General features: G+C 63.5%; 24 protein-coding genes. 17 read left to right on the forward strand and 7 right to left on the reverse strand.

The window, feature by feature from the left end:
• Nucleotides 1–25 precede the first annotated feature (25 nt).
• The 12 genes from ANTHELSMS3_RS21150 (at nucleotide 26) to ANTHELSMS3_RS21205 (ending at nucleotide 11,485) form a co-directional block, all read left to right on the forward strand.
• The gene (locus tag ANTHELSMS3_RS21150) at nucleotides 26–466 is read left to right on the forward strand and encodes a TerB family tellurite resistance protein (protein WP_094036602.1); all 441 of its coding nucleotides are present in this window, start codon (nucleotides 26–28) and stop codon (nucleotides 464–466) included.
• Complete coding sequence (locus ANTHELSMS3_RS21155; RefSeq protein WP_094036603.1) at nucleotides 463–1,203, forward strand: PhnD/SsuA/transferrin family substrate-binding protein; 741 nt, start codon at nucleotides 463–465, stop codon at nucleotides 1,201–1,203. The genes ANTHELSMS3_RS21150 and ANTHELSMS3_RS21155 overlap by 4 nt, the downstream gene beginning before the upstream one ends.
• Nucleotides 1,204–1,311: 108 nt before the next feature.
• Nucleotides 1,312–2,085, forward strand: a complete 774-nt coding sequence (locus tag ANTHELSMS3_RS21160; RefSeq protein WP_094036604.1) for an ABC transporter ATP-binding protein — start codon at nucleotides 1,312–1,314, stop codon at nucleotides 2,083–2,085.
• A 61-nt stretch (nucleotides 2,086–2,146) separates the two neighbouring features.
• Nucleotides 2,147–2,872 (forward strand): transporter substrate-binding domain-containing protein, encoded by a 726-nt coding sequence (locus ANTHELSMS3_RS21165; protein WP_094036605.1) that lies wholly within the window; start codon nucleotides 2,147–2,149, stop codon nucleotides 2,870–2,872.
• A gap of 40 nt (nucleotides 2,873–2,912) precedes the next feature.
• A complete protein-coding gene (locus ANTHELSMS3_RS21170) occupies nucleotides 2,913–3,794 on the forward strand; it encodes an ABC transporter permease (RefSeq protein ID WP_094036606.1) in 882 nt (293 codons plus the stop codon).
• The gene (locus ANTHELSMS3_RS21175) at nucleotides 3,791–4,597 is read left to right on the forward strand and encodes an ABC transporter permease (RefSeq protein ID WP_094036607.1); all 807 of its coding nucleotides are present in this window, start codon (nucleotides 3,791–3,793) and stop codon (nucleotides 4,595–4,597) included. The genes ANTHELSMS3_RS21170 and ANTHELSMS3_RS21175 overlap by 4 nt, the downstream gene beginning before the upstream one ends.
• A gap of 148 nt (nucleotides 4,598–4,745) precedes the next feature.
• Nucleotides 4,746–5,165, forward strand: coding sequence for an acyl-CoA thioesterase (locus ANTHELSMS3_RS21180; RefSeq protein WP_094036608.1), 420 nt, complete (start codon nucleotides 4,746–4,748; stop codon nucleotides 5,163–5,165).
• Between the two features lie 136 nt (nucleotides 5,166–5,301).
• The gene (locus tag ANTHELSMS3_RS21185) at nucleotides 5,302–6,648 is read left to right on the forward strand and encodes a glutamine synthetase family protein (RefSeq protein ID WP_094036609.1); all 1,347 of its coding nucleotides are present in this window, start codon (nucleotides 5,302–5,304) and stop codon (nucleotides 6,646–6,648) included.
• A gap of 41 nt (nucleotides 6,649–6,689) precedes the next feature.
• Nucleotides 6,690–7,388: a type 1 glutamine amidotransferase gene (locus ANTHELSMS3_RS21190; protein WP_094036610.1), complete on the forward strand. Its 699-nt coding sequence runs from the start codon at nucleotides 6,690–6,692 to the stop codon at nucleotides 7,386–7,388.
• A 17-nt stretch (nucleotides 7,389–7,405) separates the two neighbouring features.
• Nucleotides 7,406–8,779, forward strand: coding sequence for a glutamine synthetase family protein (locus ANTHELSMS3_RS21195; protein ID WP_094036611.1), 1,374 nt, complete (start codon nucleotides 7,406–7,408; stop codon nucleotides 8,777–8,779).
• A 15-nt stretch (nucleotides 8,780–8,794) separates the two neighbouring features.
• Complete coding sequence (locus ANTHELSMS3_RS21200) at nucleotides 8,795–10,096, forward strand: NAD(P)/FAD-dependent oxidoreductase (protein WP_094036612.1); 1,302 nt, start codon at nucleotides 8,795–8,797, stop codon at nucleotides 10,094–10,096.
• A gap of 183 nt (nucleotides 10,097–10,279) precedes the next feature.
• Nucleotides 10,280–11,485: a DegT/DnrJ/EryC1/StrS family aminotransferase gene (locus ANTHELSMS3_RS21205; protein ID WP_094036613.1), complete on the forward strand. Its 1,206-nt coding sequence runs from the start codon at nucleotides 10,280–10,282 to the stop codon at nucleotides 11,483–11,485.
• Between the two features lie 238 nt (nucleotides 11,486–11,723).
• Here ANTHELSMS3_RS21205 and phaR read toward each other — a convergent pair whose 3' ends face one another.
• On the reverse strand, nucleotides 11,724–12,260 hold the full coding sequence (phaR, locus tag ANTHELSMS3_RS21210) for a polyhydroxyalkanoate synthesis repressor PhaR (protein ID WP_094037282.1): 537 nt from the start codon (nucleotides 12,258–12,260) through the stop codon (nucleotides 11,724–11,726).
• A gap of 102 nt (nucleotides 12,261–12,362) precedes the next feature.
• Entirely contained in the window at nucleotides 12,363–13,904 is a 1,542-nt protein-coding gene (gene xseA, locus ANTHELSMS3_RS21215) for an exodeoxyribonuclease VII large subunit (RefSeq protein WP_094036614.1), read from the reverse strand.
• A gap of 177 nt (nucleotides 13,905–14,081) precedes the next feature.
• Between xseA and purD the strand changes: the two genes are divergently transcribed.
• Genes purD through ANTHELSMS3_RS21230 form a run of 3 tightly spaced genes read left to right on the forward strand, consistent with a single transcriptional unit; the run spans nucleotide 14,082 to nucleotide 16,918 of the window.
• On the forward strand, nucleotides 14,082–15,347 hold the full coding sequence (gene purD, locus ANTHELSMS3_RS21220; protein WP_094036615.1) for a phosphoribosylamine--glycine ligase: 1,266 nt from the start codon (nucleotides 14,082–14,084) through the stop codon (nucleotides 15,345–15,347).
• Between the two features lie 37 nt (nucleotides 15,348–15,384).
• On the forward strand, nucleotides 15,385–15,930 hold the full coding sequence (locus ANTHELSMS3_RS21225; RefSeq protein ID WP_157733601.1) for a hypothetical protein: 546 nt from the start codon (nucleotides 15,385–15,387) through the stop codon (nucleotides 15,928–15,930).
• A 37-nt stretch (nucleotides 15,931–15,967) separates the two neighbouring features.
• Complete coding sequence (locus tag ANTHELSMS3_RS21230) at nucleotides 15,968–16,918, forward strand: DMT family transporter (protein ID WP_254694802.1); 951 nt, start codon at nucleotides 15,968–15,970, stop codon at nucleotides 16,916–16,918.
• On the opposite strand, the gene ANTHELSMS3_RS21235 is transcribed toward ANTHELSMS3_RS21230, so the two are convergent.
• Nucleotides 16,839–17,525, reverse strand: a complete 687-nt coding sequence (locus ANTHELSMS3_RS21235; protein WP_094036617.1) for a thiamine diphosphokinase — start codon at nucleotides 17,523–17,525, stop codon at nucleotides 16,839–16,841. The two genes, ANTHELSMS3_RS21230 and ANTHELSMS3_RS21235, sit on opposite strands and share 80 nt — an antisense overlap.
• A gap of 138 nt (nucleotides 17,526–17,663) precedes the next feature.
• Between ANTHELSMS3_RS21235 and ANTHELSMS3_RS21240 the strand changes: the two genes are divergently transcribed.
• Complete coding sequence (locus ANTHELSMS3_RS21240; protein ID WP_094036618.1) at nucleotides 17,664–19,997, forward strand: hypothetical protein; 2,334 nt, start codon at nucleotides 17,664–17,666, stop codon at nucleotides 19,995–19,997.
• A 77-nt stretch (nucleotides 19,998–20,074) separates the two neighbouring features.
• Here ANTHELSMS3_RS21240 and ANTHELSMS3_RS21245 read toward each other — a convergent pair whose 3' ends face one another.
• Complete coding sequence (locus ANTHELSMS3_RS21245; protein ID WP_094036619.1) at nucleotides 20,075–20,302, reverse strand: DUF2842 domain-containing protein; 228 nt, start codon at nucleotides 20,300–20,302, stop codon at nucleotides 20,075–20,077.
• Nucleotides 20,303–20,357: 55 nt separating this feature from the next.
• Complete coding sequence (locus ANTHELSMS3_RS21250; protein ID WP_094036620.1) at nucleotides 20,358–21,653, reverse strand: adenylosuccinate synthase; 1,296 nt, start codon at nucleotides 21,651–21,653, stop codon at nucleotides 20,358–20,360.
• Nucleotides 21,654–21,796: 143 nt separating this feature from the next.
• Here ANTHELSMS3_RS21250 and ANTHELSMS3_RS21255 point away from each other — a divergent pair, with 143 nt between their 5' ends.
• Entirely contained in the window at nucleotides 21,797–22,192 is a 396-nt protein-coding gene (locus ANTHELSMS3_RS21255; RefSeq protein ID WP_094036621.1) for a DUF6524 family protein, read from the forward strand.
• 4 nt (nucleotides 22,193–22,196) lie between these two features.
• On the opposite strand, the gene ANTHELSMS3_RS21260 is transcribed toward ANTHELSMS3_RS21255, so the two are convergent.
• Both ANTHELSMS3_RS21260 and ANTHELSMS3_RS21265 read right to left on the reverse strand, forming a co-directional pair.
• The gene (locus ANTHELSMS3_RS21260; RefSeq protein WP_254694803.1) at nucleotides 22,197–22,613 is read right to left on the reverse strand and encodes a CAP domain-containing protein; all 417 of its coding nucleotides are present in this window, start codon (nucleotides 22,611–22,613) and stop codon (nucleotides 22,197–22,199) included.
• Between the two features lie 11 nt (nucleotides 22,614–22,624).
• On the reverse strand, nucleotides 22,625–23,971 hold the full coding sequence (locus tag ANTHELSMS3_RS21265; protein WP_094036622.1) for an 8-oxoguanine deaminase: 1,347 nt from the start codon (nucleotides 23,969–23,971) through the stop codon (nucleotides 22,625–22,627).
• Nucleotides 23,972–23,986: the final 15 nt, after the last annotated feature.

The following is a 23,986-nucleotide window of genomic DNA, read 5'->3' on the forward strand; positions in this document are numbered from 1 at the left end:
CCCGACCCGGACCTATATCACCGTCATGTTTGCAGATTTCCTCAAGCGCCTGACCGCGCCAGACCCCGCCCCGCTGCCCGATGCGGATGCCCGCCTTGCTCTGACCGCCCTGTTGGTGCGGGTCGCCCGGTCCGACGGCGATTTCGATGACGCCGAAAAGGCGCGAATCGATCGGATCGTCGCCGCGCGCTACGGGCTTTCCCCGTTCGAGGCGACCCGGTTGCGTAGCGATGGCGAAACCTTGGAATCAGAGGCGCCCGATACCGTGCGGTTTACCCGCGCGATCAAGGATGCAGTACCTTACGAGGAACGGATCGCCGTAATAGAGGCGCTGTGGCAGGTTGTGCTGGCCGATGGTGTGCGCGAGGCCGAAGAAGACGCGCTGCTGCGGCTGGTGTCCAACCTGCTGGGCGTCAACGACCGAGACAGCGCCCTTGCGCGGCGACGGGTGGAGAAACGCGGATGATTGCCAGTCTTCCGATGTATTGGCAGCCCGAGATGGCACACCACTGGGATTTGTTCTGGAACGCGGTGCAGCAGCGTCTGCCTGACCTGCCGCCGTTGACCACCCCCGATGCCCTGCCTGACGATTGGTATGTGCATTGGATGGCCCCTGAATTGATTCTGTCGCACACCTGTGGCCTGCCATTCCGCGACCGGCTGCGCGACCGTGTGACCTATGTGGCCTCGTTCGACTATGCTTTGCCGGACACTCCGCCGGGTTTCTACCATTCCGTCGTGCTGGCTCGCCGCGGAGAGACTCGCGACCAAGGCGACATGCGCCTTGCCTACAACCAGCCCGACAGCCAATCCGGCTGGGGATCGACACGGGGGCGGCCCTTTGCCAGTTATCTGGAGACCGGCAGCCATCGCGCCTCTGTTTCTGCGGTAATCGAGGGCCGCGCCGACGTTGCCTATGTCGATGCAGTGACCTGGCGTATCCTTTGCCTGCTGGACCCGACCGTCGCAGAGGCGCTTGAGGTGATCGACCGCAGCATACCCACCGCAGGTCTGGCACTGATCACCGCCATCGGCAACGATCCCCTCCCCCTGCGCCCGGCATTGGCCGAGGCGTTGGAGACGCTCCCGGACGAATCCCGCGCCGCGATGGGGGGGCCTGTCGGAATCACCCTCCTGCAGAACGACGATTACCTGGCTGTTCCGATCCCAACAGCGCCTCCGCAGAGCCGCGACGTCGCCTGACCTTTGGTCACCACGCCCCCCAAGTACCGCTTGTGGGCGATTTCGCGATTGCAACCCTGTCGTCTTGCCGCCAATCTGTTGCAAATCTGAGCAACAGGCAGGAAGTGCATGGCGAGCCAGCCAGTTATCGAAATCCGCAACCTGCATAAGGCCTATGGGTCACTTGAAGTGATCAAGGGTGTCGACATCACAGCCCACAAAGGGGACGTGGTGTCCTTGATCGGGTCGTCCGGGTCGGGCAAGTCCACACTTCTACGCTGCTGCAACCTTCTTGAGGACAGCCAACAGGGCGAAATCCTGTTCAAAGGTGAGCCGGTGCATTGGAAAGGCACGGGCCACAATCGCCGTCCTGCCGACGCCAAACAAGTGCTGCGAATCCGCACAAACCTGTCGATGGTTTTTCAGCAATTCAACCTTTGGGCCCACATGACGATCTTGCAAAACGTCATGGAGGCGCCGGTGACTGTGCTGGGCCGCGACCGAGCCGAGGCCGAGCAGGCAGCGCGCAGCTATCTCGACAAGGTCGGGATCGGCGACAAATGCGATGCCTACCCGGCGCAACTGTCCGGCGGCCAGCAACAGCGCGCCGCCATTGCGCGCGCGCTGTGCATGGAGCCAGAGGCCCTGCTGTTCGATGAACCGACCAGCGCGCTGGACCCCGAACTGGAACAAGAAGTTGTCCGCGTCATCCAATCGCTGGCGCAAGAGGGGCGCACAATGCTGATCGTGACCCACGACATGAAGATGGCCTCGGATGTGAGCGACCATGTGGTCTTTCTGCATAAAGGTTTGATCGAGGAACAGGGGACGCCGGAAACACTCTTCGGCGCGCCCAAGTCGGAACGGCTACAGGGGTTCCTGAAGTCGACCGTGCACGCGTAGGCCGAGGGCCTGCGGAAAGACAGGCGGCGAACCGGCCGCCGAAGCAACAGGGAGTAACGACATGAAAAAACTGATGATCGGAACGGCGGCGCTGGCGATGCTTGCGGGTGCGGCTTGGGCGGAAAGCCATTCGGTTGTGCGGATGGGCACCGAAGGGGCTTATGCGCCCTTCAACTTTATCAACGACGCTGGCGAAGTGGACGGGTTCGAGCGTGAGTTGGGCGACGAATTGTGCGCCCGCGCCGAACTGACCTGCGAATGGGTCACCAACGAGTGGGATTCGATCATCCCGAACCTCGTGTCGGGCAACTACGACACCATCATCGCGGGTATGTCGATCACCGACGAACGCGACGAGGTGATCGATTTCACCCAAAACTACACCCAGCCAGATCCTTCGGCCTTCCTTGCCATGGAAGGCGCTGAGCTGGACATGGAAGGTGGCATTTTCGCCGCGCAGGCCGGGACGATTCAGGCCTCCTACATCGCCGAGATGGGCGCCACCTTGGTAGAATTCGCAACGCCGGACGAAACCATCGCCGCTGTCCGCAACGGTGAGGCCGACGCGGTTCTCGCTGACAAGGCGTTCCTGTTGCCGATCGCCGAAGAAGATGCGGAACTTGCCTTTGCGGGTGACGATATCCTGATCGGTGGCGGCGTCGGCATGGGCCTGCGCGAAAGCGACGCCGAGTTGCGTGGCAAATTCGACGCGGCGATCCAGTCCATGAAGGACGACGGCACGCTGAACGCCCTGATCACCAAGTGGGAAATCGGCGAAACCTTCTGATGCAATGGTTGGGCGGGGCATGACCCCGCCCGCTTACGCAATGTTCAGCTTTTGCACTGACCCAAGTATACTCGACACTCCGGCATGGATGGCCTGCTACCTGACCACAGGAAAGCATTTGGCGATCTATTGGTCGGTGGGCACCGTCCTGCTTTTGTTGGCGATCACCGCACCAACTGCGCTGGCCTTTGGATTCGCCGGGGCCGCGGCGGCGCGGTCGCGGTTCTTCCCGCTCAGCCTGCTGGGGCGGGGCTATGTTGCCATTGTGCGCGGCGTGCCCGACATCGCGTTTTTCCTGTTCTTTGTGATCGCTCTGGACCAGTTCTTTGAATGGATCCGGCATGAGGTGAAATGCCCCGACTGGGATCAACCGATCCGGCAGGGCAATGATTTCGTGGTCTGCGCGGCGGCCAAGCTGCCCTTGGGAAACGCGGCACAATGGGTGCATGAAACCTACGGCTTCTTTCTGGCGGTGCTGACCTTTGCCATTGTCTTTGGCGCGTTTGCGGCCAATGTCCTGTATGGCGCGATGCGGGCGGTGCCGCGCGCGCAGCTGGAAACAGCCGAGGCCTATGGCTTGAACCAGCGACAGTGTTTCTGGCGCATCCTTGTGCCGCAGATGTGGGTCTTTGCCCTGCCCGGCCTGTCCAACCTCTGGATGGTGCTGATCAAGGCGACACCACTGCTGTTCCTGCTGGGGGTCGAGGATATCGTCTACTGGGCGCGCGAACTGGGCGGCTCCAAAACGCCGCGCTTTACCGACTATCCGCATGGCGACTGGCGGATGTGGTATTTTCTTGCCTTGCTGGTGTTTTATCTCGCGTTCACCCGCGTCTCTGAACTGGCTCTTGATCGGATCATGAAACGTCTGACCAAAGGCCAGGCCACCATGGGCGGCGAAGCGCAGAGGAAAACGGCATGAGCTGCTGGGAAACCATCGCCGACTATAGCCTGCGCTCTATCGGCATCGGTGAGCGGCTGTTGCCTCGAGAGAATTTCACTCTGTGTCAGCAAGTGGTGCTGATCGGGTCCGGGATGATCTGGAACGTCTATTTCGGGGTCGTTGCGCTGTTCTCGGGGTTCTTTCTGGCAACTGCCGTGGCCTTGGGAAAGGCCTCGGCGAACCCTGTCTCGCGCAAACTCAGCGAGTGGTTCATCTTTGTCTTTCGCGGCAGCCCGCTGTTTATCCAGTTCTTCTTTGCCTATTTCGCCTTTCTCAGCCTGAAATCGGTCTCGCCCATCTTTGACCCCTTCACGGCGGCATGGCTGGGGGCGGCGGTTGTGTTGTTTTTGAACACGGCGGCCTATTCGGGTGAGATCTTTTATGGCGCGCTTTTGTCGATCCCCAAGGGGGATATGGAGGCGGCGGATGCTTATGGATTTTCGGGCTGGACCAAGTTCCGAAAGATCACATGGCCGACGATGCTGCGGCTGGCGTGGCCCGCCTACACGAATGAGGCGATCTTTTTGTTTCATGCGACCACGCTGGTCTATCTGTCGGGTTTTCCGGCGTGGCGGCAAAAGGGCGACGCGCTGTATTATGCCAGCTATTTTGCCGACAAGACCTTTAATCCTTTCGTGCCCTACCCGATCCTTGCGGGGTATTTCATCCTTGTGACGTTGGTGATCATCAGCCTGTTCGGGCTGATGAACCGGCGATTGAACAGACATCTTCCGCAGGACGTCCGGGGACGGATCAGGTTGAAGATGAACCTCATCCGCTGAGGTGTGTCCACGCGTGGACAGCCTTTGGCGTGTGTGAAATCAATGCCTTACAGAGACGAATTTACGTCTTGTTAGGAAATGACCCCGCGTGGGGACCGCCTGAAAGGGCCATCTCTGCGTCGGTTTACCGCCCACAGGAGATGCCGCAATGCCCGCCATGACCACCTACCGTGCCGCCGTCGATCCGTCGCACTGCGACTTTCTGGGCCACATGAATGTGTCACGCTATTTTGCGGCCTGTTCGGATGCGGTCTTTGCTCTGCAGGCGGAACTGGGCCTGACGCCGGACGACATGCGCAGCGGGCGGCGGTTATCCTTTGCCGTGGTCCATGCCGAGAGCGATTTCCGCGCTGAACTGCTGGCCGGTGACCTGTTGCGGATGGAAACCGACATTGTCGGGATCGGAACCAAATCCATGAGCTTTCGCCACCGGCTGTATCGCTGCCCAGAAGAGACGCTGTCGTTCGAGGCGACGTTCAAAGGCGTGCTGCTGTCGCTGGACACCCGGCGCGCCGTTGAGGTGCCGCAGGAACTGCGCGACCGGGCGGCGGCGTTTATGGCCGGGTGAGCAACCCAAACCCCGATCCGCGCGCCTATTCCGCAAGCATTTTTTGCGACCTGACCGCCGGCGCCACAACGCCCTCTTGCCGGATCGCCGCCGCTAGCATATGAATTTGATCAAATTTCAAACATACGAGTCTCAAATGCCCGCCCCCAGCGCCGACTGGCTGCACGACCGCCCGCAAATCCGCACCATCCGAGCCGCCGCCTGTGACGTGAACGGCGTCGCACGCGGCAAGCGGATGCCCATCCCCAGCGCGATCAAGGTGCTGACCGATGGCACCCGCTTTCCCTTTTCGGCGCTGAACGTCGACATCTGGGGTGAGGACATCGAGGACAGCCCGCTGGTCTTTGACAGCGGCGACCGTGACGCCATTCTGTTCCCGACAGAGCGCGGCTTTGTCCCGATGCCGTGGCTGGAAGCGCCCAGCGCCCTGCTGCCGATCTGGATGTTCCATGAGGATGGCCGCCCCTATGGCGGTGATCCGCGTCATGCGCTGGCGACGGTGCAGCAACGCTTTGCCGATAAGGGGCTGACGCCCGTTGTGGCGGTTGAGCTGGAGTTCTACCTGATCGACGACAGCGCGCGGCGCTTGCAGGTGCCGGTGTCGCCACGCACGGGCAAACGGCGCAACGCCGCAGAGGTGCTGTCGATCCGGGCGCTGGACACTTTTGACGTGTTTTTCACCGACCTCTACGAGGCCTGTGAGGCGATGGATATTCCCGCCGACACGCTGATCTCAGAGGCCGGTCTGGGCCAGTTCGAGGTCAACCTGATGCATCAGGCCGACCCGCTGAAGGCCGCGGATGACGCATGGCTGTTCAAGACACTGGTCAAGGGGCTGGCACGCAAACACGGCTTTGCCGCCAGTTTCATGGCCAAACCCTATGACGATTATTCCGGCAACGGGATGCATGCGCATTTTTCCGTGTTGGACAAAGACGGCAAGAACATCTTTGACAACGGTGGCCCCGAAGGGACCGAGGCGCTGCTGCACGCCATTGGCGGCTGTATCGCCGCGCTGTCAGACAGCGCGCTGATCTATGCGCCGCATCTCAACAGCTATGATCGCATCGTTCCCGGCTCGCACGCGCCCTCGGCGATCTGCTGGGCCTATGACAACCGCACGGCGGCGGTGCGCGTGCCCTCTGGTCCGCCCGCGGCGCGGCGGATCGAACATCGCGTGGCCGGTGGTGACGTGAACCCCTATCTGGCGTTGGCAGCCATCCTTGGTGCCGCCCTGATGGGGATCGAGGACAAGATCACCCCGCCGGAACGCATCACCGGCAATGCCTACGATCAGGACTTGCCGCATATTCCGCGCGATTGGGGTGGGGCCATCGACGCCTTTGACGCCAGCCCCTATATGCCCCGCATCTTCCCCAAGGAGTTGATCCGCAATCTGGTGCTGACCAAGCGGCAGGAAATGCGCGACATGGAAGAATTGACCAAGGCGGAACAGACGGAAATCTATCTGGACACGGTGTGATCTTGGGAAGTTTTCGACCTGCGCCAAGACATAGGTGAAACATGAAAATCGGTATTCTCCAGACCGGGATCGTGGTGCCTGAACTGGCCGAAACCTACGGCCAGTACCCGGATATGTTCATCGACCGGCTGGCCCACGCGGGGTTCGAGTTTGAGACATGGGCGGTGGTGAACGGCGATTTCCCATCGGGACCAGAGGCGGCAGATGGCTGGCTGATCACCGGATCGCGGCACGGCATCTATGAGGATCACGCGTGGCTGCCGCCGCTGGAGGCGTTCATTCGCCAGACCGTGGCGGCGGACAAACCGCTGGTTGGCATCTGTTTTGGCCATCAGGTGATCGCGCAGGCGCTGGGAGGCGATGTTGCCAAATTCCCCGGCGGTTGGTCGATCGGGCCGCAAGTTTACGACTTTGCCGGGCGTGGACCCAAAACCGTGATGGCATGGCATCAGGATCAGGTGATCACCCCGCCCGAGGGGGCGCAGACCGTGGCCAGCAGCGATTTTTGCACCCATGCGGCGCTGCTGTACCCCGGCCGCGCCTATACGGTGCAGCCGCATCCCGAGTTCAACGCCCCCTTTACCAAGGGTCTGATTGAAAAACGCGGCCCCGGCGTGGTGCCGGACCCGCTGTTGGCGCAGGCGGTGGCCGAGATTGATACGCCACTGGACAACGCCGAGATGATTGACGACCTGATACACTTCCTGAAACACAAGCGGCTGCCAGAGCGCGCCGCCTGACACGCAAAGGACATTCCGTGGACACACCTGCCCCGAAAGACTGGACCGATAGCCTGCCCGAAGCCGCCCATGCCTATCTGGAGGGGCGGCGGCTGGACGAGGTCGAGTGCATTGTCTCGGACCTGCCCGGCATCGCGCGGGGCAAGGCAGTGCCCGCGTCGAAGTTTGCCCGGCAAGAGTATTTTCACCTGCCCGATTCGATCTTTTTCCAGACCATCACCGGCGACTGGGGAGAGGCCGCATCCGAAGAGGGATTCATCGAGCGCGACATGATCCTGCGCCCGGACATGAGCACCGGCACGGCCGCGCCCTGGACTGGCGACTGGACCTTGCAGGTGATCCACGACGCCTATGACCGCCACGGCACGCCGGTGCCGTTCAGCCCGCGCAACGTGCTGAAACGGGTGGTGGCGCTGTATGAGGCGCAAGGGTGGAAGCCGGTTGTCGCCCCCGAGATGGAGTTTTTCCTGATCGCGCGCAATCTGGACCCCGCCAAGGATATCGAACCGATGGTGGGCCGCTCTGGCCGCCCCGCCGCCGCGCGTCAGGCCTATTCGATGACGGCGGTGGATGAATTCGGCCCGGTGATCGACGACATCTATGATTTCGCCGAGGCGCAGGGCTTTGAGATTGACGGCATCACGCAGGAGGGCGGCGCCGGACAGTTGGAGATCAACCTGCGGCACGGCGACCCGGTCAAGCTGGCCGATGAGGTGTTCTTCTTCAAGCGGTTGATCCGCGAAGCGGCGCTGCGGCACGATTGTTTCGCCACCTTCATGGCCAAGCCGATCGCCGATGAGCCGGGCAGCGCCATGCACATCCACCATTCGGTGCTGGACAAGGCGACCGGGCAGAACCTGTTCTCGGGTCCGCAGGGCGGTGAGACGGATGCGTTTTTCCACTTTATCGGCGGGTTGCAGACGCATCTGCCCTCGGCCATCGCGGTCATGGCGCCCTATGTGAACAGCTATCGCCGCTATGTGAAGGACCACGCCGCGCCGATCAATCTGGAATGGGGCCGCGACAACCGCACCACCGGCATCCGCATTCCCCTGTCCGGGCCAGAGGCGCGGCGCGTCGAAAACCGGCTGGCTGGCATGGACTGCAATCCCTATCTGGGCATCGCCGCCTCGCTGGCCTGCGGTTATCTGGGGATGATGGAGGAACGTTGGCCGTCCAAGCAGTTCAAGGGCGATGCCTATGAGGGAGAGGGCGATATCCCCCGTGTTCTGGGTCAGGCTCTGGACATCTTTACCGAAGCCACGGCACTGCATGAGGTTCTGGGACCAGAATTCGCGCGGGTCTATTCCATCGTGAAGCGGGCCGAATACGATGAGTTCCTGCAAGTCATCTCTCCGTGGGAGCGCGAGCACCTGCTGCTGAACGTGTAATCGCGGAGCGGACCCTTGAACCTGTTATTCAGCAACGACCAGCGCGGCACATATCCCGACAGCTGGTACGCCGCGGTCACGCCGCCCCTGCCCCCCTTTCCGGTGCAAAAGGGCGAGATGCGGGCGGACGTCTGCGTGGTGGGTGGCGGCTATACCGGCCTGTCGGCAGCGCTGCATCTGGCAGAGGCGGGGCTGGACGTGGTGCTGGTCGAGGCGCATCGCGTGGGCTTTGGCGCGTCGGGGCGCAATGGCGGGCAATTGGGATCGGGCCAGCGGCAGGATCAAGTCACGCTGGAAAAGATGGTCGGCCGGGATGCGGCCCGCGTGATGTGGGATCTGGGTCAGGATGCCAAGGCGCTGGTGCGCGATCTGGCGGCCCGCCACGGGATCGACTGTGACCTGCGCGAGGGGATTGCTTGGGCCGGGTCCGCGTCCGGGTCGGTAAACAGCCTGCACGCCTACGCCGCGCATATGGCGCGCAACTACGACTATCCGCTGGAGGCGCTGACCCCGGAAGAGTTTGCCGCGCTCTGCCCCTCGCCGCTGTACAAAGGCGGGATTGTCGACCGGGGCGCGGGCCATCTGAACCCGCTGAAACTGGCCAAAGGGCTGGCGCAGGCGGCCCAGGCCGCGGGCGCGCGGATATTCGAACGCAGTCTGGTGCTGGACATCACCGACGGCGCACACCCCGTGGTGAAAACCGAATCCGGGCGGATCACAGCGGATCATGTCGTGCTGGCCTGCAACGGCTATCTGGGACGGTTGAACCGGCGCGTGGCGGCCCGTGTCATGCCGATTAACAACTTTGTCGTCGCCACCGAACCTCTGGGCGCGCGCGCCGCCGAGGTGCTGACGCAGGACGTGGCCGTCTCTGATGACCGCTTTGTGGTCAATTACTTTCGCCTGTCGCCCGACAACCGCCTGCTGTTTGGTGGTGGCGAAAGCTATGGCTATCGCTTTCCCTCCGACATTCGCGCCACCGTGCGCAAACCGATGACAGAGGTGTTTCCCGCGCTGCGCGACGTGGCGATAGACTATGCTTGGGGCGGCACGCTGGCGATCACGCTGAAACGCCTGCCCCATCTGGAACGGGTCGCGCCCAATATCCTCAGCGCCTCCGGCTATTCCGGCCACGGCGTCGGCAACGCGGTGCAGGCGGGCAAGCTGATGGCAGAGGCGATCCGGGGGCAATCCGCCGGGTTCGATGCCTTTGCCGCCCTGCCCTCACCGGCCTTTCCCGGCGGGCCGCGCCTGCGCACGCCGCTGCTGACGCTGGCGATGACGTGGTACGCGATGCGCGACCGACTGGGCATCTGACGCGCCCCCGCCTTGCCACCTATCACGACCATTCCGCTGGCAACGGTCCCTGATCTTTGCGCCGCCTGGCAGGTGGTGTGGCACGATTTTGCCACCTCCGGCCCGGTGCGGCGCATTTAGCCCTTCCCCGGCGCGCCCATCTGATTTACATTTTTGGAAACCTTAGTTCAGGATTTTGAAAACATGCTCCCGAATATGCACGATGCTGAACCGATACCGGCCGAGGCCCGCGCCGAGATTGATCGCCTGCTGCAATCCGGCGACCTGTTCCGCTACACCGCCCCCGAAGATGCCCCTGTCGCGCTGCTAGAACGAGAGTTTGCCGCCTTCATGGGGACAAAATACGCGCTTGCGGTGTCCAGTTGTTCCGCCGCGCTGTTCCTGTCGCTGGAGGCGCTGAACCTGCCCAAAGGCGGTCGGGTGCTGATTCCCGGGTTCACCTTTGCCGCCGTGCCGTCATCGATCATCCACGCCGGGCTGGTGCCGGTGCTGTGTGAGGTCGGTGAAAACTATCGCATCGACATACAGGATTTCGCCGCCCGCCTGCCCGACGTCGACGCCGTCATCATCAGCCACATGCGTGGTCATACCTCTGACATGGACGCGATTCTTGCGCTTTGCGCCAAGGCCGATGTCCCAGTGATCGAGGACGCGGCGCACAGCCTTGGCACCACATGGCATGGGCGCAAGATTGGCACGCTGGGCCAGGTCGGCTGTTTCAGCTTCCAAAGCTACAAGCTGGTCAATGCGGGCGAAGGCGGCATTCTGGTTACCGACGACGCCGATCTGGTCGCGCGCGCGGTGATCCTGTCGGGCGCCTATGAACACGCATGGGCCAAACACCTGTCCCCCGGCGACAATACCGCCGAACTGGAACAGGCCTTTGCCCGCTGGCAGAACAAACTACCGCTCTACAACCTGCGTATGTCGAACCTGTCGGCGGCGGTGATCCGCCCGCAACTGTCCCACATCGACCAGCGCGTTGCCGATGGCCGCCGCAATCACGACCACGTCGCCGCCACCATCACCAAAAGCCCGTGGATCGAGGTGCCCGCGCACCTGCCGCCAGAACAGCGCGCACCGGATTCATTGCAATTCAACCTGACCGGCCTGTCAGACAATGAGGTCCGTGCCTTTGTTTCCGCCGCCGAGGCAGACGGCGTCAAAGTGCAGGTCTTTGGTCTCAGCCGGGACAATGCCCGCGCCTATTGGAACTGGCAGTTCCTTCCAGAGATGCCAGATCTGCCACGCACGCGTTCCATGCTGATGCGCGCCTGCGACACCCGCTTGCCGGCGCGTCTCACAGCCAAGGACTGCGATGCCGTGGCCGCGATCCTTGTGCGCGCAGCAGAACAGGCCGCCGCACCGACACGCGCCTACGGGACGTAACGCACGCGCCACTGGCAGTCGCCCTGACTTGGGCGGCCCGCCACACAATCGCACGGCCTGCGTTTCTTCTGTCCAGAAATATCCCGGGGGAGAGGCCAAAGGCCGAGGGGGCAGAGCCCCCTCTTGCAACCGTCAGAATGGAATACTCAGGCTGCGACGGTCAGACTACCCCCACCGCAGCCCACCGGGCTGCACTAGAAAGATGACCCAATACGTCAGGCCCGGCATCCCGCAGCGGTCACTTGTCCAGTTTGGACAACTTGCTTTGCAACTCGGTCAACTGCCGCTTGATCGATTCAAGATCTTCTTTGCCCTGCGACGCGGGTGCCTTGCCCTCCGCATCGGCCGCCGCTCCGGACATTGCCTTCATAAAGGCCTCTTGCTGGGCCTGCATCGCCTCCAGGCTTTTGGCCATCGGGTTCATCGTATTGACGTTCTCCAGCCATTTCGACTGGCTGTCGCGAAACATCTCGAAACTTGCGGCCAGAAACTGCGGCACCGCGCTGGTGGCATGAGTCGTATAGCTGCGCACAAGGTCGGTCAGCACGCTGATCGGCAGGACGCTTTGTCCCTTGCTCTCATTCTCGGCCACGATCTGCAGCAGGTATTGCCGCGTCAGGTCATCACCCGACTTCAGGTCGATGATTTTGACCTCGCGCCCATCTCGGATGAACCCGGCGATGTCCTCAAGTGTGACATAGTCGGAGGTTTCCGTATTGTAGAGCCGCCGGCTGGCGTAGCGCTTGATCAGAAGCGGTTTGTCACTCTCGGCCACAGGCTCCCCTCCCTTGCCAATGATGCATTGCAGCAAGCCTATGCGAGTGCAGAACAAAAAGAAAGTCCAGCGGTATTTATTGTGAAGATGGCCGCTATGCGCTCAGAACAGGCTGCCCTGTTCGGGGAGCTTGGGCTTGGCAGGTTTGCGGGATGAAGATCCACCGCCAAGTTTCAGCTTGCCATCGGCAAATTCGATTTCAAGGCCTGTGGCGGTTTCGGCGGCGCTCTTTGTCGTCACCACATGGCCGTCGCCGCGCACCACCGCATAGCCGCGCCGCAGCGTTTCGCGGTAGCCAAGCGTTTCGTGCAGCCGGGTCAGCGCGTCCAGACGGCTACGCAGATCGGCCTGACGCGCCTCCTGTCCATCCGCCAGACGCCGGGTCAAATCGGCCAGCCGGGTCTTTTGCACCTCGATCTCTCGCAGGATCGGGCGCGCGCTGATCCGGTCGGCGCGGCGTCCCAAGGCCTCCCGCCGTGTCTGTACCAGACGGTCGAGTGCAGGCTTCAGCCGCGCGGCCCGTTCTGACAGGCGGCGCTGTTCGACGGTCATCGCCCGGGTCAGGACGGCGGGGCGCAGGCTGCCTGCGATTTCCGACAGTGCCAGCTTGCGACGGTCGACGCTGCGGGTCAGAGCCTGCGGCAGTCGCTCGCCCATGATGTCCAGCCGCTGGCGCGGCCCGTCCAGCAATTCATCCACACGCGGCAAGGCCCGCGACATGTCGCGCAGGCGTTGACCACGCACCTCCAGACGTTGCGACATGGCGCGGTCCATCCGCAGACCGAAATCGCGCACCGTGCCGATCAGCTCCATCCGCACCGGCACGGCCAGTTCCGCCGCCGCCGTGGGCGTGGGGGCGCGCCGGTCGGACACAAAGTCGATCAAGGTGGTGTCTGTTTCGTGCCCCACCGCAGAGATCAGCGGGATGTCAGAGGCCGCCGCCGCCCGCGCGACCACCTCTTCGTTAAAGCCCCACAGATCCTCGACCGACCCGCCGCCGCGCGCCACGATCAACAAATCCGGACGCGGCAGCGCGCCACCGCGTGATAACCCGTTGAACCCCTCAATCGCCCGCGCCACCTGCGGCGCACAGCCCGCGCCCTGCACCGCCACCGGCCAGATCAAAACCTTGCGCGGGAACCGGTCGCGCAACCGGTGCAGGATATCGCGGATCACCGCACCCGAGGGCGAGGTCACAACACCGATGATCTCTGGCAGATACGGCAAAGGTCGCTTGCGGTCCGCCGCAAACAGCCCCTCGGCCTGCAACATCGCCTTGCGCTTTTCCAGCATCGCCATCAGCGCGCCCGCGCCAGCGGGGCGGATCTCTTCGATGACGATCTGGTACTTGGACTGACCGGGGAAGGTGGTCAGACGCCCGGTGGCGATCACCTCCATCCCCTCTTCGGGCTGGTTCTGCTGGCGCGCGGCCACACCTTTCCACAGGATCCCCGAAATCACCGACCGGTCATCCTTGAGATCCAGATACACATGCCCCGACCTTGGCCGACTGACGCGCCCGACCTCACCGCGCACGCGGACAAAGCCGAATTCGCCCTCGATCACACGTTTCACCGCGCCCGACAGCTCGGATACTGAAAACTCCGGCGTGTTGCCTTCGGCTCCGTCGTCGATCAGATCCATATCGCCTCGCTTGCTCTTGCCTGCGCGTGACCTTAAACGACCCCAAACCGCCGGAAAAGCCACCCCGGGCTTCTTCTTGGTCTAAATACTCTGGGGGAGTCGCCAAAGGCGACGGGGGCATGCCGAAAGCATGCTTCTGGCATGACGCCCCCTCCCGGCCCGAACAGGAGCACGCCCGTGAATATCCTCATCCTTGGCGGCGGTGGCCGCGAACACAGCCTCGCATGGGCCACACTGCAAAACCCCAAATGTGACAAGCTGATCGTCGCCCCCGGCAACGCGGGCATCGAACAGATCGCCGAATGCGCATCGCTGGATATCGAAGACCCGGGGGCCGTGGCGGAATTTGCCGGTGAACACGCCATCGACATGGTGATCGTCGGGCCAGAGGCCCCGCTGGCGGCGGGTGTTGCGGATCGTCTGCGCGAGGCGGGCATTCTGGTCTTTGGCCCCTCTGCGGCTGCCGCACGGCTGGAAGCCTCCAAAAGCTTTACCAAGGAAATCTGCGCCGCCGTGGATGCGCCCACCGCTGGCTATGGCCACTTTACCGATGCCGAAGCCGCCAAAGCGCATATTCACGCCCAAGGCGCGCCGATTGTGGTCAAGGCCGACGGACTGGCCGCAGGCAAAGGCGTGATCATTGCCGAAACGATCAACGACGCCTGCGCCGCGGTCGATGACATGTTCGGCGGCGCATTTGGCGGCGCGGGCGCCGAGGTGGTGATCGAGGAATTCATGACCGGCGAAGAGGCGTCTTTCTTTGTGCTGGTGGACGGCGACATCTGCCTGCCCATCGGCACGGCGCAGGATCACAAGCGCATCGGCGAGGGCGACACCGGCCCCAACACCGGCGGCATGGGCGCCTATTCCCCTGCCCCGGTCCTGACAGATGACATCGCGCAAAAGGCACTGGACGAGATCGTGCGCCCCACCATGGCCGAAATGGTCAAGCGCGGGATGCCCTATCAGGGCGTGCTCTATGTCGGGTTGATGATCGAGAACGGTCAGCCCCGTCTGGTGGAATACAACGTGCGCTTTGGTGACCCGGAATGTCAGGTGCTGATGCTGCGCCTTGGCGCGCAGGCACTGGACCTGATGCATGCCTGCGCAGAGGGGCGTCTGGCAGAGGCGCAGGTCACATGGGCCGACGATCACGCCATGACCGTTGTGATGGCCGCCGAGGGGTATCCGGGCGACTATGCCAAGGGCGCGGTGATCGGCGGGCTGGACGGCCTGCCCGAAGACAGCTTTCAGATGATGTTCCATGCGGGCACCAAATCCGAAGCCGGCAAGGTTCTGACCAATGGCGGGCGGGTGCTGAACGCCACTGCGCGCGGGGCCACCCTGCAAGAGGCGCGCGACCGGGCCTATGCCATGGTCGACGCGGTGGACTGGCCGCAGAACGTGCATCGCCGCGACATCGGATGGCGCGCCCTTGGCTGAGGATTTCGCCTTCCGTCTCGCCCCGATCGGGAAAACCGTGAGCTGGCGTCTGGAGGGCGATCTGTTGACCGGCCCGCACGGCACCTGTGACCTGACCGAGATCGAAACGGCGGCCTTCGTGGAGTCGACCGTCCAACTGATGCGGATGCGACGGCTCGACCTGTGCGGGCCATCGGGGCTTTGCCGCATTTCGATCAACACCCGCGTTGGCCTGTCCCCAAAGAATGCGGACCGCGCCGCCCACCGTACATTGTGTCGCCGGGTGGCCGAACACTTGTCCCGTCGCGCCCCTGACTTGCCGGTAACACTTGGCGAGACCGGAGCAATCAAGGCGCTGTGGTTTGGCGTGGGCGGCCTGTCCTTTTTCATGGGGCTGGGGATCGCTGTTGCCGCACTGGCCAGCGGCGTCAGTTCTGATCGGTGGCCCGGGATGATTGTCCCTTTGATTGCGCTGGTGCTGCTCGGCGGTTGGCTCATGCATCGCTATGCGCTTTGGCGCAAACCAGTAGAAATTCCGGTCTCGGCGCTGCCCACCTTAGTCGATTTGCTCGACCAGCCAAAAGTCCCTGACCAGAACCTTTGATATTTCGCCTGCGGCGCACCGGCGCTAGGGTCGCGCCATGAGCACCTCTGACCACGACAAACCACTGCTGGGCGTCACCCTGATGCTGGGCTTCTGCCTGCTGGCCCCCTTTGCGGATGCATTGGCCAAGCTGCTGGGTCCCGAGATGGCGGTGGGCCAGCTTGTCACCCTGCGCTTTGCCTTTCAGGCGGCGATTCTGGTGCCGCTGACGCTGCTCACCGGGCGGGTCTGGCGGATGGACCTGCACACGTTTGGTTTTGTGGTGCTGCGCACCTTGCTGCACATCGCCGGCGTCGCCTTCGTGTTCACCGCGCTGCTGTTCCTGCCGCTGGCGGATGCGGTGGCCATCGCCTTTGTGATGCCCTTCATCATGTTGCTGCTGGGCTACTGGTTTCTGGGCGAAGAGGTTGGCCTGCGCCGCCTTGTCGCCTGCGCCGTCGGCTTTGTCGGGACCCTGCTGGTGGTCCAACCGGCCTTTACCGACATCGGCTGGCCCGCGCTGCTGCCTTTGGGGGTCGCCGTAATCTTTGCCTTTTTCATGCTGGTGACGCGGCGCATTGCCGGGACCACCGACCCGATCGGGATGCAGGCGGTGTCGGCGATGGTCGCGTTGGTCCTGCTGGTGCCGGTCATGGCGCTGACGCCCGCCGATGTTCTGCCAGAGCTCGCATGGATCGCCCCCGGCCAGCGCGGCTGGGTGCTGATCGCGCTGATGGGCACCGCCGGGACCTTTGCGCATCTGCTGATGACGTGGTCGCTGCGCTATGCGCCCGCCGCGACGCTGGCCCCGATGCAGTATCTGGAAATCCCATTTGCCACCGCCGTAGGGTTTGCCATCTTCGGCGACCTGCCCGGCCCGCTGGCAACGGTGGGCATCGCCATCACCATCGGCGCGGGCCTGTATATCGTCATTCGCGAGCGGGCCATGTTCCGGGCGCGTCCGCCAGCCCCGCAAGCAATGCACTCAGGCACGCCACCGGCAGGATAAGCAGCATGGCCGGCGCATCCATGTGCAACTGCACTGGACCACTGACCTCATTCGAGGTTCCGGTGGTGCCTGCGGGCGTGAACGCCAGCCCGTCGATGGGCCAGCGCAGCCCCGTCGATCGGCCCGTGACCGGCGCCATCGGATATAGTGAAAACCGAGTGCCGTTGGGCAGGTCCAGCGACAACTGCGGCGGGCAGACCATCACCACGTCCTCTGCCCCGATCAGCAAACAGCGCCGGTCCGCGCGCCTGACCAACACGGTCATCGCGGCCAGTTGGTGGTCCAGCCTGTGACCCAGAAAGCCATAGCCAAGGACCAAAGGCGCCTCAATATGGCGCAGGCATTTGTCGAAATCGGTGCTGTTCTGTTCCGGGATCGCGCGCAGCACGCCCGGTGCCAGTTGGCCCTGCACCTCTGGCGACAGCGAATCCATGTCACCGTAGACGGCGTCGGGCATCCGCCCCAGCGACAACAGCTGCACCGCGCCACCGTCGGCTGCTACCACCTGCCGCGCTGCAGGTAAAGCCGCCGCCAGGACCTGTTGGTCGACCTCTCCGCCGCCGACCAGCAGCACCGGCGCATCGTCATGAACAATTTTAACTTTCATGGCCGATTAATGACGGTTTGGGAAACAGATCACAATCCGGTCATGAAATGATACCGTTGACGGCACAGATTTGAACAGCTTTCGTCTCGGTCGACGTGGTAAACACACTGTTGCAGAACGAATGAAAGTGAGCAGACCATGGTGAGTTCGAGCAAGATCCTGACCGTGTCCTACGGCACCTTCTCCTGTACCGCCGAAGGGTTTGACGATCCGATGGAAGTGGTCAAGGAGACGACGCATTTCTTTCGCGGCGTTGTGGGCGAGGATCGGTTTTTCGGCGCGGAACCACCGCAGTTCGATCCCGAACTGGCCACCGAATACTTGCGTGACCGGATGGCCGACACTGGCGGCACGCTGTCGCTGGGCAGCCCGCCGCGTGTGATGGCCGCCGCGGCCTCTGCCGGGGCCATGGCCGCCGCCATGAGCACGCCCGCGGCCCGCGCAGCCGATCATTTGCCCGATGATGACACCATCGAGGCCACCGCTGTTCTGACAGAGACTTTGGCACCGGACGCCCGCGACCTCGACCATGAGGCCGTGCAGGACGACCTGGTGCCCGACGGACCGGAGGTGGCGCCTGCTCCGCCTGCTTCCGCTCCGGACGGAATTGCCGCCAAGCTGGACCGCATCCGCGCGGTTGTCGCGCAAATCGCCGACACGGACACCGACACAGCCGCCGAAGACGACGCGCCGGATGTGGCCGCGCCGATTGAGGACACCCTTGTCGAAGAGGCGCTGGTCGTCGAAACACCCCTCGCCGAGACGTTTGTCGCGGAGGTGCCGGAAGACGACGCACCCGTCGAAGAGGCTTTGATCGAAGAGGAATTGGTCGAAGAGACACCGGACGAAGTGTCCCTAACCGAAGAAACCCCCGACGAAACAGCACATGACGACGCGCTCGAATCGCTGCTGGGCGAACTGGTGGTCGAAAGCGGCAATGCCGAGGCCGCCGATCTGACCGATGATCTTGACCTGGCAGACAGCCACGAGGACGACTACGACGAGCTCGACGAAGTCGAGGATAACGACGACAACGACAGTGTTCTGGACGCCGCCGTCGCCAGCCTTATTGCCAGCAACGACACGGACAAGGCCGACAGCCACGATGACGCGCCTGAACCGGCGACCGCCGAGGCCGACAGCCTCGACCGGGACATCGACGACACCGACGACGCCGATAATGATGACACGATTGAGGCTGTCGCGGCCGCCCTTGGCCGCACCTGGGCTGCCGAAGGGCCGCTGACGCCCCGGTCTACCGATGAGGCAGCAACCGCAGAGCCGCCAGCGCCTGCCACACCGGACCCGCAATTGCGCGCCCGTGTGGTCAAGGTCAAGCGCGCCGCCTTTGAGCATGCCATCGACGACGGCATGCTGGAAGAGGTGCCCGAAGACGCACCAGAAGTCGCGCCAGAAACCGAACTTGAACAGGTGGCACCGCCGCCGGTGGCCAAGTCGGACATCAGCAGCCTGTCACCCGATGAAGAAGAGGAACTCGCCCGCGAGCTCGCCGCTGTGAAGGCCGAACTTGCCAGCGATTTCGGAGCATGGGACGACGACGACGATATCGCGCCGGACCCCACCTTTGCGTCGACCATGCCGGGCATGACCGATGCCGATCTGGGCGAGGACGACGACGATGACACCGCTGTATCCGGACATGCAGCCCCCCTGCGGCTGGACAATCCCATCGCCGCGCCGGAATCCGCCGTCGATGCGGACCCGGACAGCGACATGCAAAACAGCGCCCGCAAGGCCGTCAAACTGGCCAGCCCGGCCCGCGCCCTGCTGACCGAACATGAGGTCGAGGACGGCGACACCTCGCGCCTGATGGACCAGACTGACAGCGAGATGGACGAACCCGAAGGCAACCGCCGCCGCAGCGCCATTGCGCATCTGCGCGCCGCTGTCGCCGCGACCAAGGCGGACCGCCTTCTGGGCCGAAAGGCCGACGCCGCGGAGGAACAGGAACCCTACCGCGAGGATCTGGCCAACGTGGTGCGTCCGCGCCGCCCGCAAAGCGTGTCCCGCCCGACCGAACGTCCCGAACCTCAGGCACCGACACCGTTGAAACTGGTGGCCGAACAGCGGGTCGCGGGCACCGACGACGGCAGCCCGGCAGCGGATTCCGCTCCGGTCCGTCCGCGTCGCGTCCGCCGCACCGAACCGGTTCCGCAAACCGTGAACGAAGAGTCAGGCTTTGCAGCCTTTGCCGAGGATATTGGGGTCAAGGGCCTGCCGGAACTGCTGGAGGCTGCCGCCGCCTATATGTCCTACGTCGAGGGCCGCGATCAATTCTCACGCCCGCAGTTGATGACCACGCTGCGGCAGGCCGAAGTCTCTGACAGCTCGCGTGAGGACCGTCTGCGCAGCTTTGGCCAGCTGTTGCGTGAGGGCAAGATCCGCAAGACATCCGGCGGGCGTTTCACCGCCGCCGAAACCATCAGTTTCAAGCCCGCCGCCACCGGCTGAACCTGTCACAGCCCAACAAAAAGCCCCCCCGCGACCGATGTCGCGGGGGGCTTTTTCATGCCCCTAAGGGACTGGGATCAGTCCTTGGCGTCCGGGTCCGGTTGGCCGACGCCTTTGAAGATCGGCTTGAGCGGAAAAATCCACGCAACGCCAAAGAATACGTAGATCAAGAATTCCACCACCAGCGGCAGTTGCCACAGGTTCAACCGGCTCAGGATGCCCCAGGCGAGTATGATATACAGCGGGAAACCCACCAGCAGCACAAACAGGGACCACCGCTTGCGCGCCTTGTAGCTGAGTGCCATCTTCTTGCTCCTCTTGGCGGCGCGGCGGGGGATCGCCCCGCCACTGCCTGCGGATTTAGTCCTCGAAGGGATCTGTGACCAGAATCGTGTCGTCGCGTTCCGGTGAGGTCGACAACAGCGCCACCGGACAACCGATCAGTTCCTCGACCCGGCGGACGTATTTGATCGCCGCGGCCGGCAGGTCTGCCCAGCTCCGCGCGCCTTCTGTCGACTCCGCCCAGCCGTCCATTTCCTCATAGATCGGGACACAGCGCGCCTGTTGTTCGGACGCAAACGGCAGGTAATCCAACCGCGTGCCGTCCAGTTCATAGCCGACGCAGATCTTGAGCGTCTCAAACCCGTCCAGCACGTCCAGCTTGGTCAACGAGATGCCGTTGACGCCAGAGGTGGCACAGGTCTGGCGCACCAGAACCGCGTCGAACCAGCCACAGCGCCGCTTGCGCCCGGTGGTGGTGCCGAATTCGCGACCGCGTTCGCCCAACCGCTGGCCGTCAGCATCCTCTAGCTCTGTCGGGAACGGCCCCTCGCCGACGCGGGTGGTGTAGGCCTTGACGATGCCCAGCACAAAATCAATCGCCCCCGGCCCGATGCCGGTGCCCGTGGCCGCCTGCCCGGCGATCACGTTGGACGAGGTGACAAAAGGATAGGTGCCGAAATCGATGTCCAGCAGCGCGCCCTGCGCCCCCTCAAAAAGGATACGATCCCCGGCGCGGCGCTTTTCGTTAAGCACCTTCCAGACCGGACCGGCGTATTCCAGAATTTTCGGCGCAATTTCACGCAGTTGCGCGATCAGCGCGGCACGGTCCACAGGCTCGATCCCCAGACCACGGCGCAGCGGATCGTGGTGCTGCAAGGCACGGTCCACCCGCGCCTCCAGCGTGGCATCGTCGGCCAGATCCGCGACGCGAATCGCCCGGCGGCCCACCTTGTCCTCATAGGCGGGGCCAATACCGCGCCCGGTTGTACCGATCTTGGTCCCCTTGCTGGCGGCCTCTTCGCGTGCGCGGTCCAACTCTCCGTGGATCGGCAGGATCAGCGGTGTGTTTTCCGCGATCATCAGCGTTTCCGGCGTAATTTCAACGCCCTGCGCGCGCACCGTCTCAATCTCACTGATCAGGTGCCAAGGGTCCAGCACGACACCATTGCCGATCACCGACAGTTTGCCCTTGCGGACAACGCCCGACGGCAGCGCGTGCAGCTTGTAGACCTTGCCATCGACGACAAGGGTGTGACCCGCATTGTGGCCACCCTGAAAGCGGCAGATCACATCCGCCCGGCTGGACAGCCAGTCGACAATCTTGCCTTTGCCCTCATCACCCCATTGCGCGCCCACGACGACCACATTTGCCATGGTTTTCCCCTTTACCGGCGTTGCAAACCCGCGTGTGTATACGCGCGCAATCCTACCTGCGAAACCGCAAAAACGCCGCAAGAGGCTGGACAGGGGCCGCGTGTCAGGGCAGCAAGGCACCAAACCCCAGGAGGCCACCAAAAATGAGTTTCTTTCTGCGCTGGCTTTTTGCCTTCGTGCTGCTGGCAGCGACGTTCAACCCAACGCCGTGGAATTTTGTCCGCTGGGCATCCGCCAATTTCGACACGCAACTGCCGGTGGTGGTGCTGCTCGGCCTTGTGCTGCTGATCGGCTACATCATCTATCTGCGCGCCACGCTGCGGTCGATCGGCCTGTTCGGCATGGCGCTGATTCTGGCGCTGGTGGCCGCGATTCTCTGGGTGCTGATCTTTTACGGCCTCGTCGATCTCAGCAATCCCAAGCTGGCCACCTGGATTGGCATCTTTGCCTTGTCTCTGGTCCTTGGCGTAGGCCTCAGCTGGTCGATCATCCGGCGCAAACTGTCCGGTCAGGTCGATATGGACGACGTCGAGGAATAGCGCCTCAACAGCCGTCGCGGCCCAGCACCAAGACCCAGATATTGCCGTCGCCGCGCACCATACCATAGTCCCGGACGCCGTCGTTCAACATGTTGCGGCGGTGGCCGGGTGAGGTCATCCAGTCCGCGACCACCTCTTCGACGCTGCGCTGGCCCTTGGCGATGTTCTCGGCGATCTGGCAGGGGCGATAGCCGGCGCGATGCGCGCGGTCCATCACGTCGCTGCCATCGGACCCGCTGTGCGCAAGGAACCCCCGGCGCGCCATGTCGCGCGCGTGGCGGCGCGCCGCCTTTTCCAACGCCGACGACGCGGACAACGGTGCCAACCCGGCCTCGGCCCGCAGCCCGTTCAACAGCGCGCGTTCCTCCCCCGCACTGACGGTGCCCGCCGTCATCACCAGTGCCAAAGCCAACCAGCGCATCCCGTGCCCTCCTACATGGTCTCTGCCAGCCTCCGTGCCAGCCGGTGCTGGCGTCCAATCGCAGCTTCCAGATCGAAACTGACGACCTGCCCGTCACGGACCACCGCGCGCCCCTCAACGATCAGGTCGCGCACCTTTTGCGGTCCCGCCAGCAACAGCGCCGCCGGATCCCAGCTGCCCGCGCTTTCGACGCCAGTGACATCCCACAGCGCCAGATCCGCCCGTTTGCCCACCGCGATCTGACCGCAGTCGTCGCGGCCCAGCACCTCGGCCCCGCCGCGCGTCGCAATCCACAGCGCCTCACGCGCGCTCATCGCATCCGCGCCGCGTGTGACCCGCTGCAACAGCATGGCCTGCCGCGCCTCGGCCACAAGGTTGGCCATATCATTGCTGGCCGATCCATCGACGCCAAGCCCAACCTTCACGCCTGCGTCCCGCATCGCCCGAACCGGCGCGATTCCGCTGCCCAGACGGCAATTGGAACAGGGGCAATGCGCCACGCCGGTCCGGGTCCGCGCGAACAGATCGATCTCTTGGCTGTCCAGCTTGACGCAATGGGCGTGCCAGACGTCATCGCCGGTCCATCCCAGATCCTCGGCGTATTGGCCGGGGCGGCAGCCGAACTGTGCCAGCGAATAGGCGATATCCTCATCGTTTTCGGCCAGATGGGTGTGCAGCATCACCCCCTTGTCCCGCGCCAGCAGGGCGGCGTCGCGCATCAGATCACGGCTGACCGAAAACGGCGAACAAGGGGCGACGCCGACGCGCACCATGGCCCCCGGTTTGGGGTCATGAAAACCGTCGATCACCCGGATGCAATCCTCCAGAATGGCCGCCTCACGCTCTACCAGACTGTCGGGAGGCAAGCCCCCGTCGCTTTCGCCGATGCTCATGGCACCGCGCGTCGGGTGGAACCGCAGCCCCACCTCAGCCGCCGCCGCGATGGTATCGTCCAGCCGCGCGCCGTTGGGATAGAGGTACAAATGGTCAGAGGTCAGCGTGCAGCCCGACAGGGCCAGTTCCGCCAGCCCGACCTGCGCTGAGACAAACATCTCTTCGGGGCCAAAGCGCGCCCAGATCGGGTAGAGCGTCTTGAGCCAGCCAAACAGCAGGGCATCCTGCCCGCCGGGCACCGCGCGGGTCAGGGTCTGGTACAGATGGTGGTGCGTGTTCACGAGGCCCGGCGTCACCACGCAGTGCCCGGCCTCGATCACCGTGCCGTCGCTGGTCAGACCCGCGCCGATCTCTGCGATCACGCCATCGCGCAGCCGAATATCGACGCCGGTCAGTTCGGACCGCGCATCGTCCATAGTCAGGACTGTGCGCGCATTTCGGATGAGAATTTCGGTATGTGCCATATCAGCCTCTCACAA

This window comes from Antarctobacter heliothermus (assembly GCF_002237555.1).
Classification (GTDB): domain Bacteria; phylum Pseudomonadota; class Alphaproteobacteria; order Rhodobacterales; family Rhodobacteraceae; genus Antarctobacter; species Antarctobacter heliothermus_B.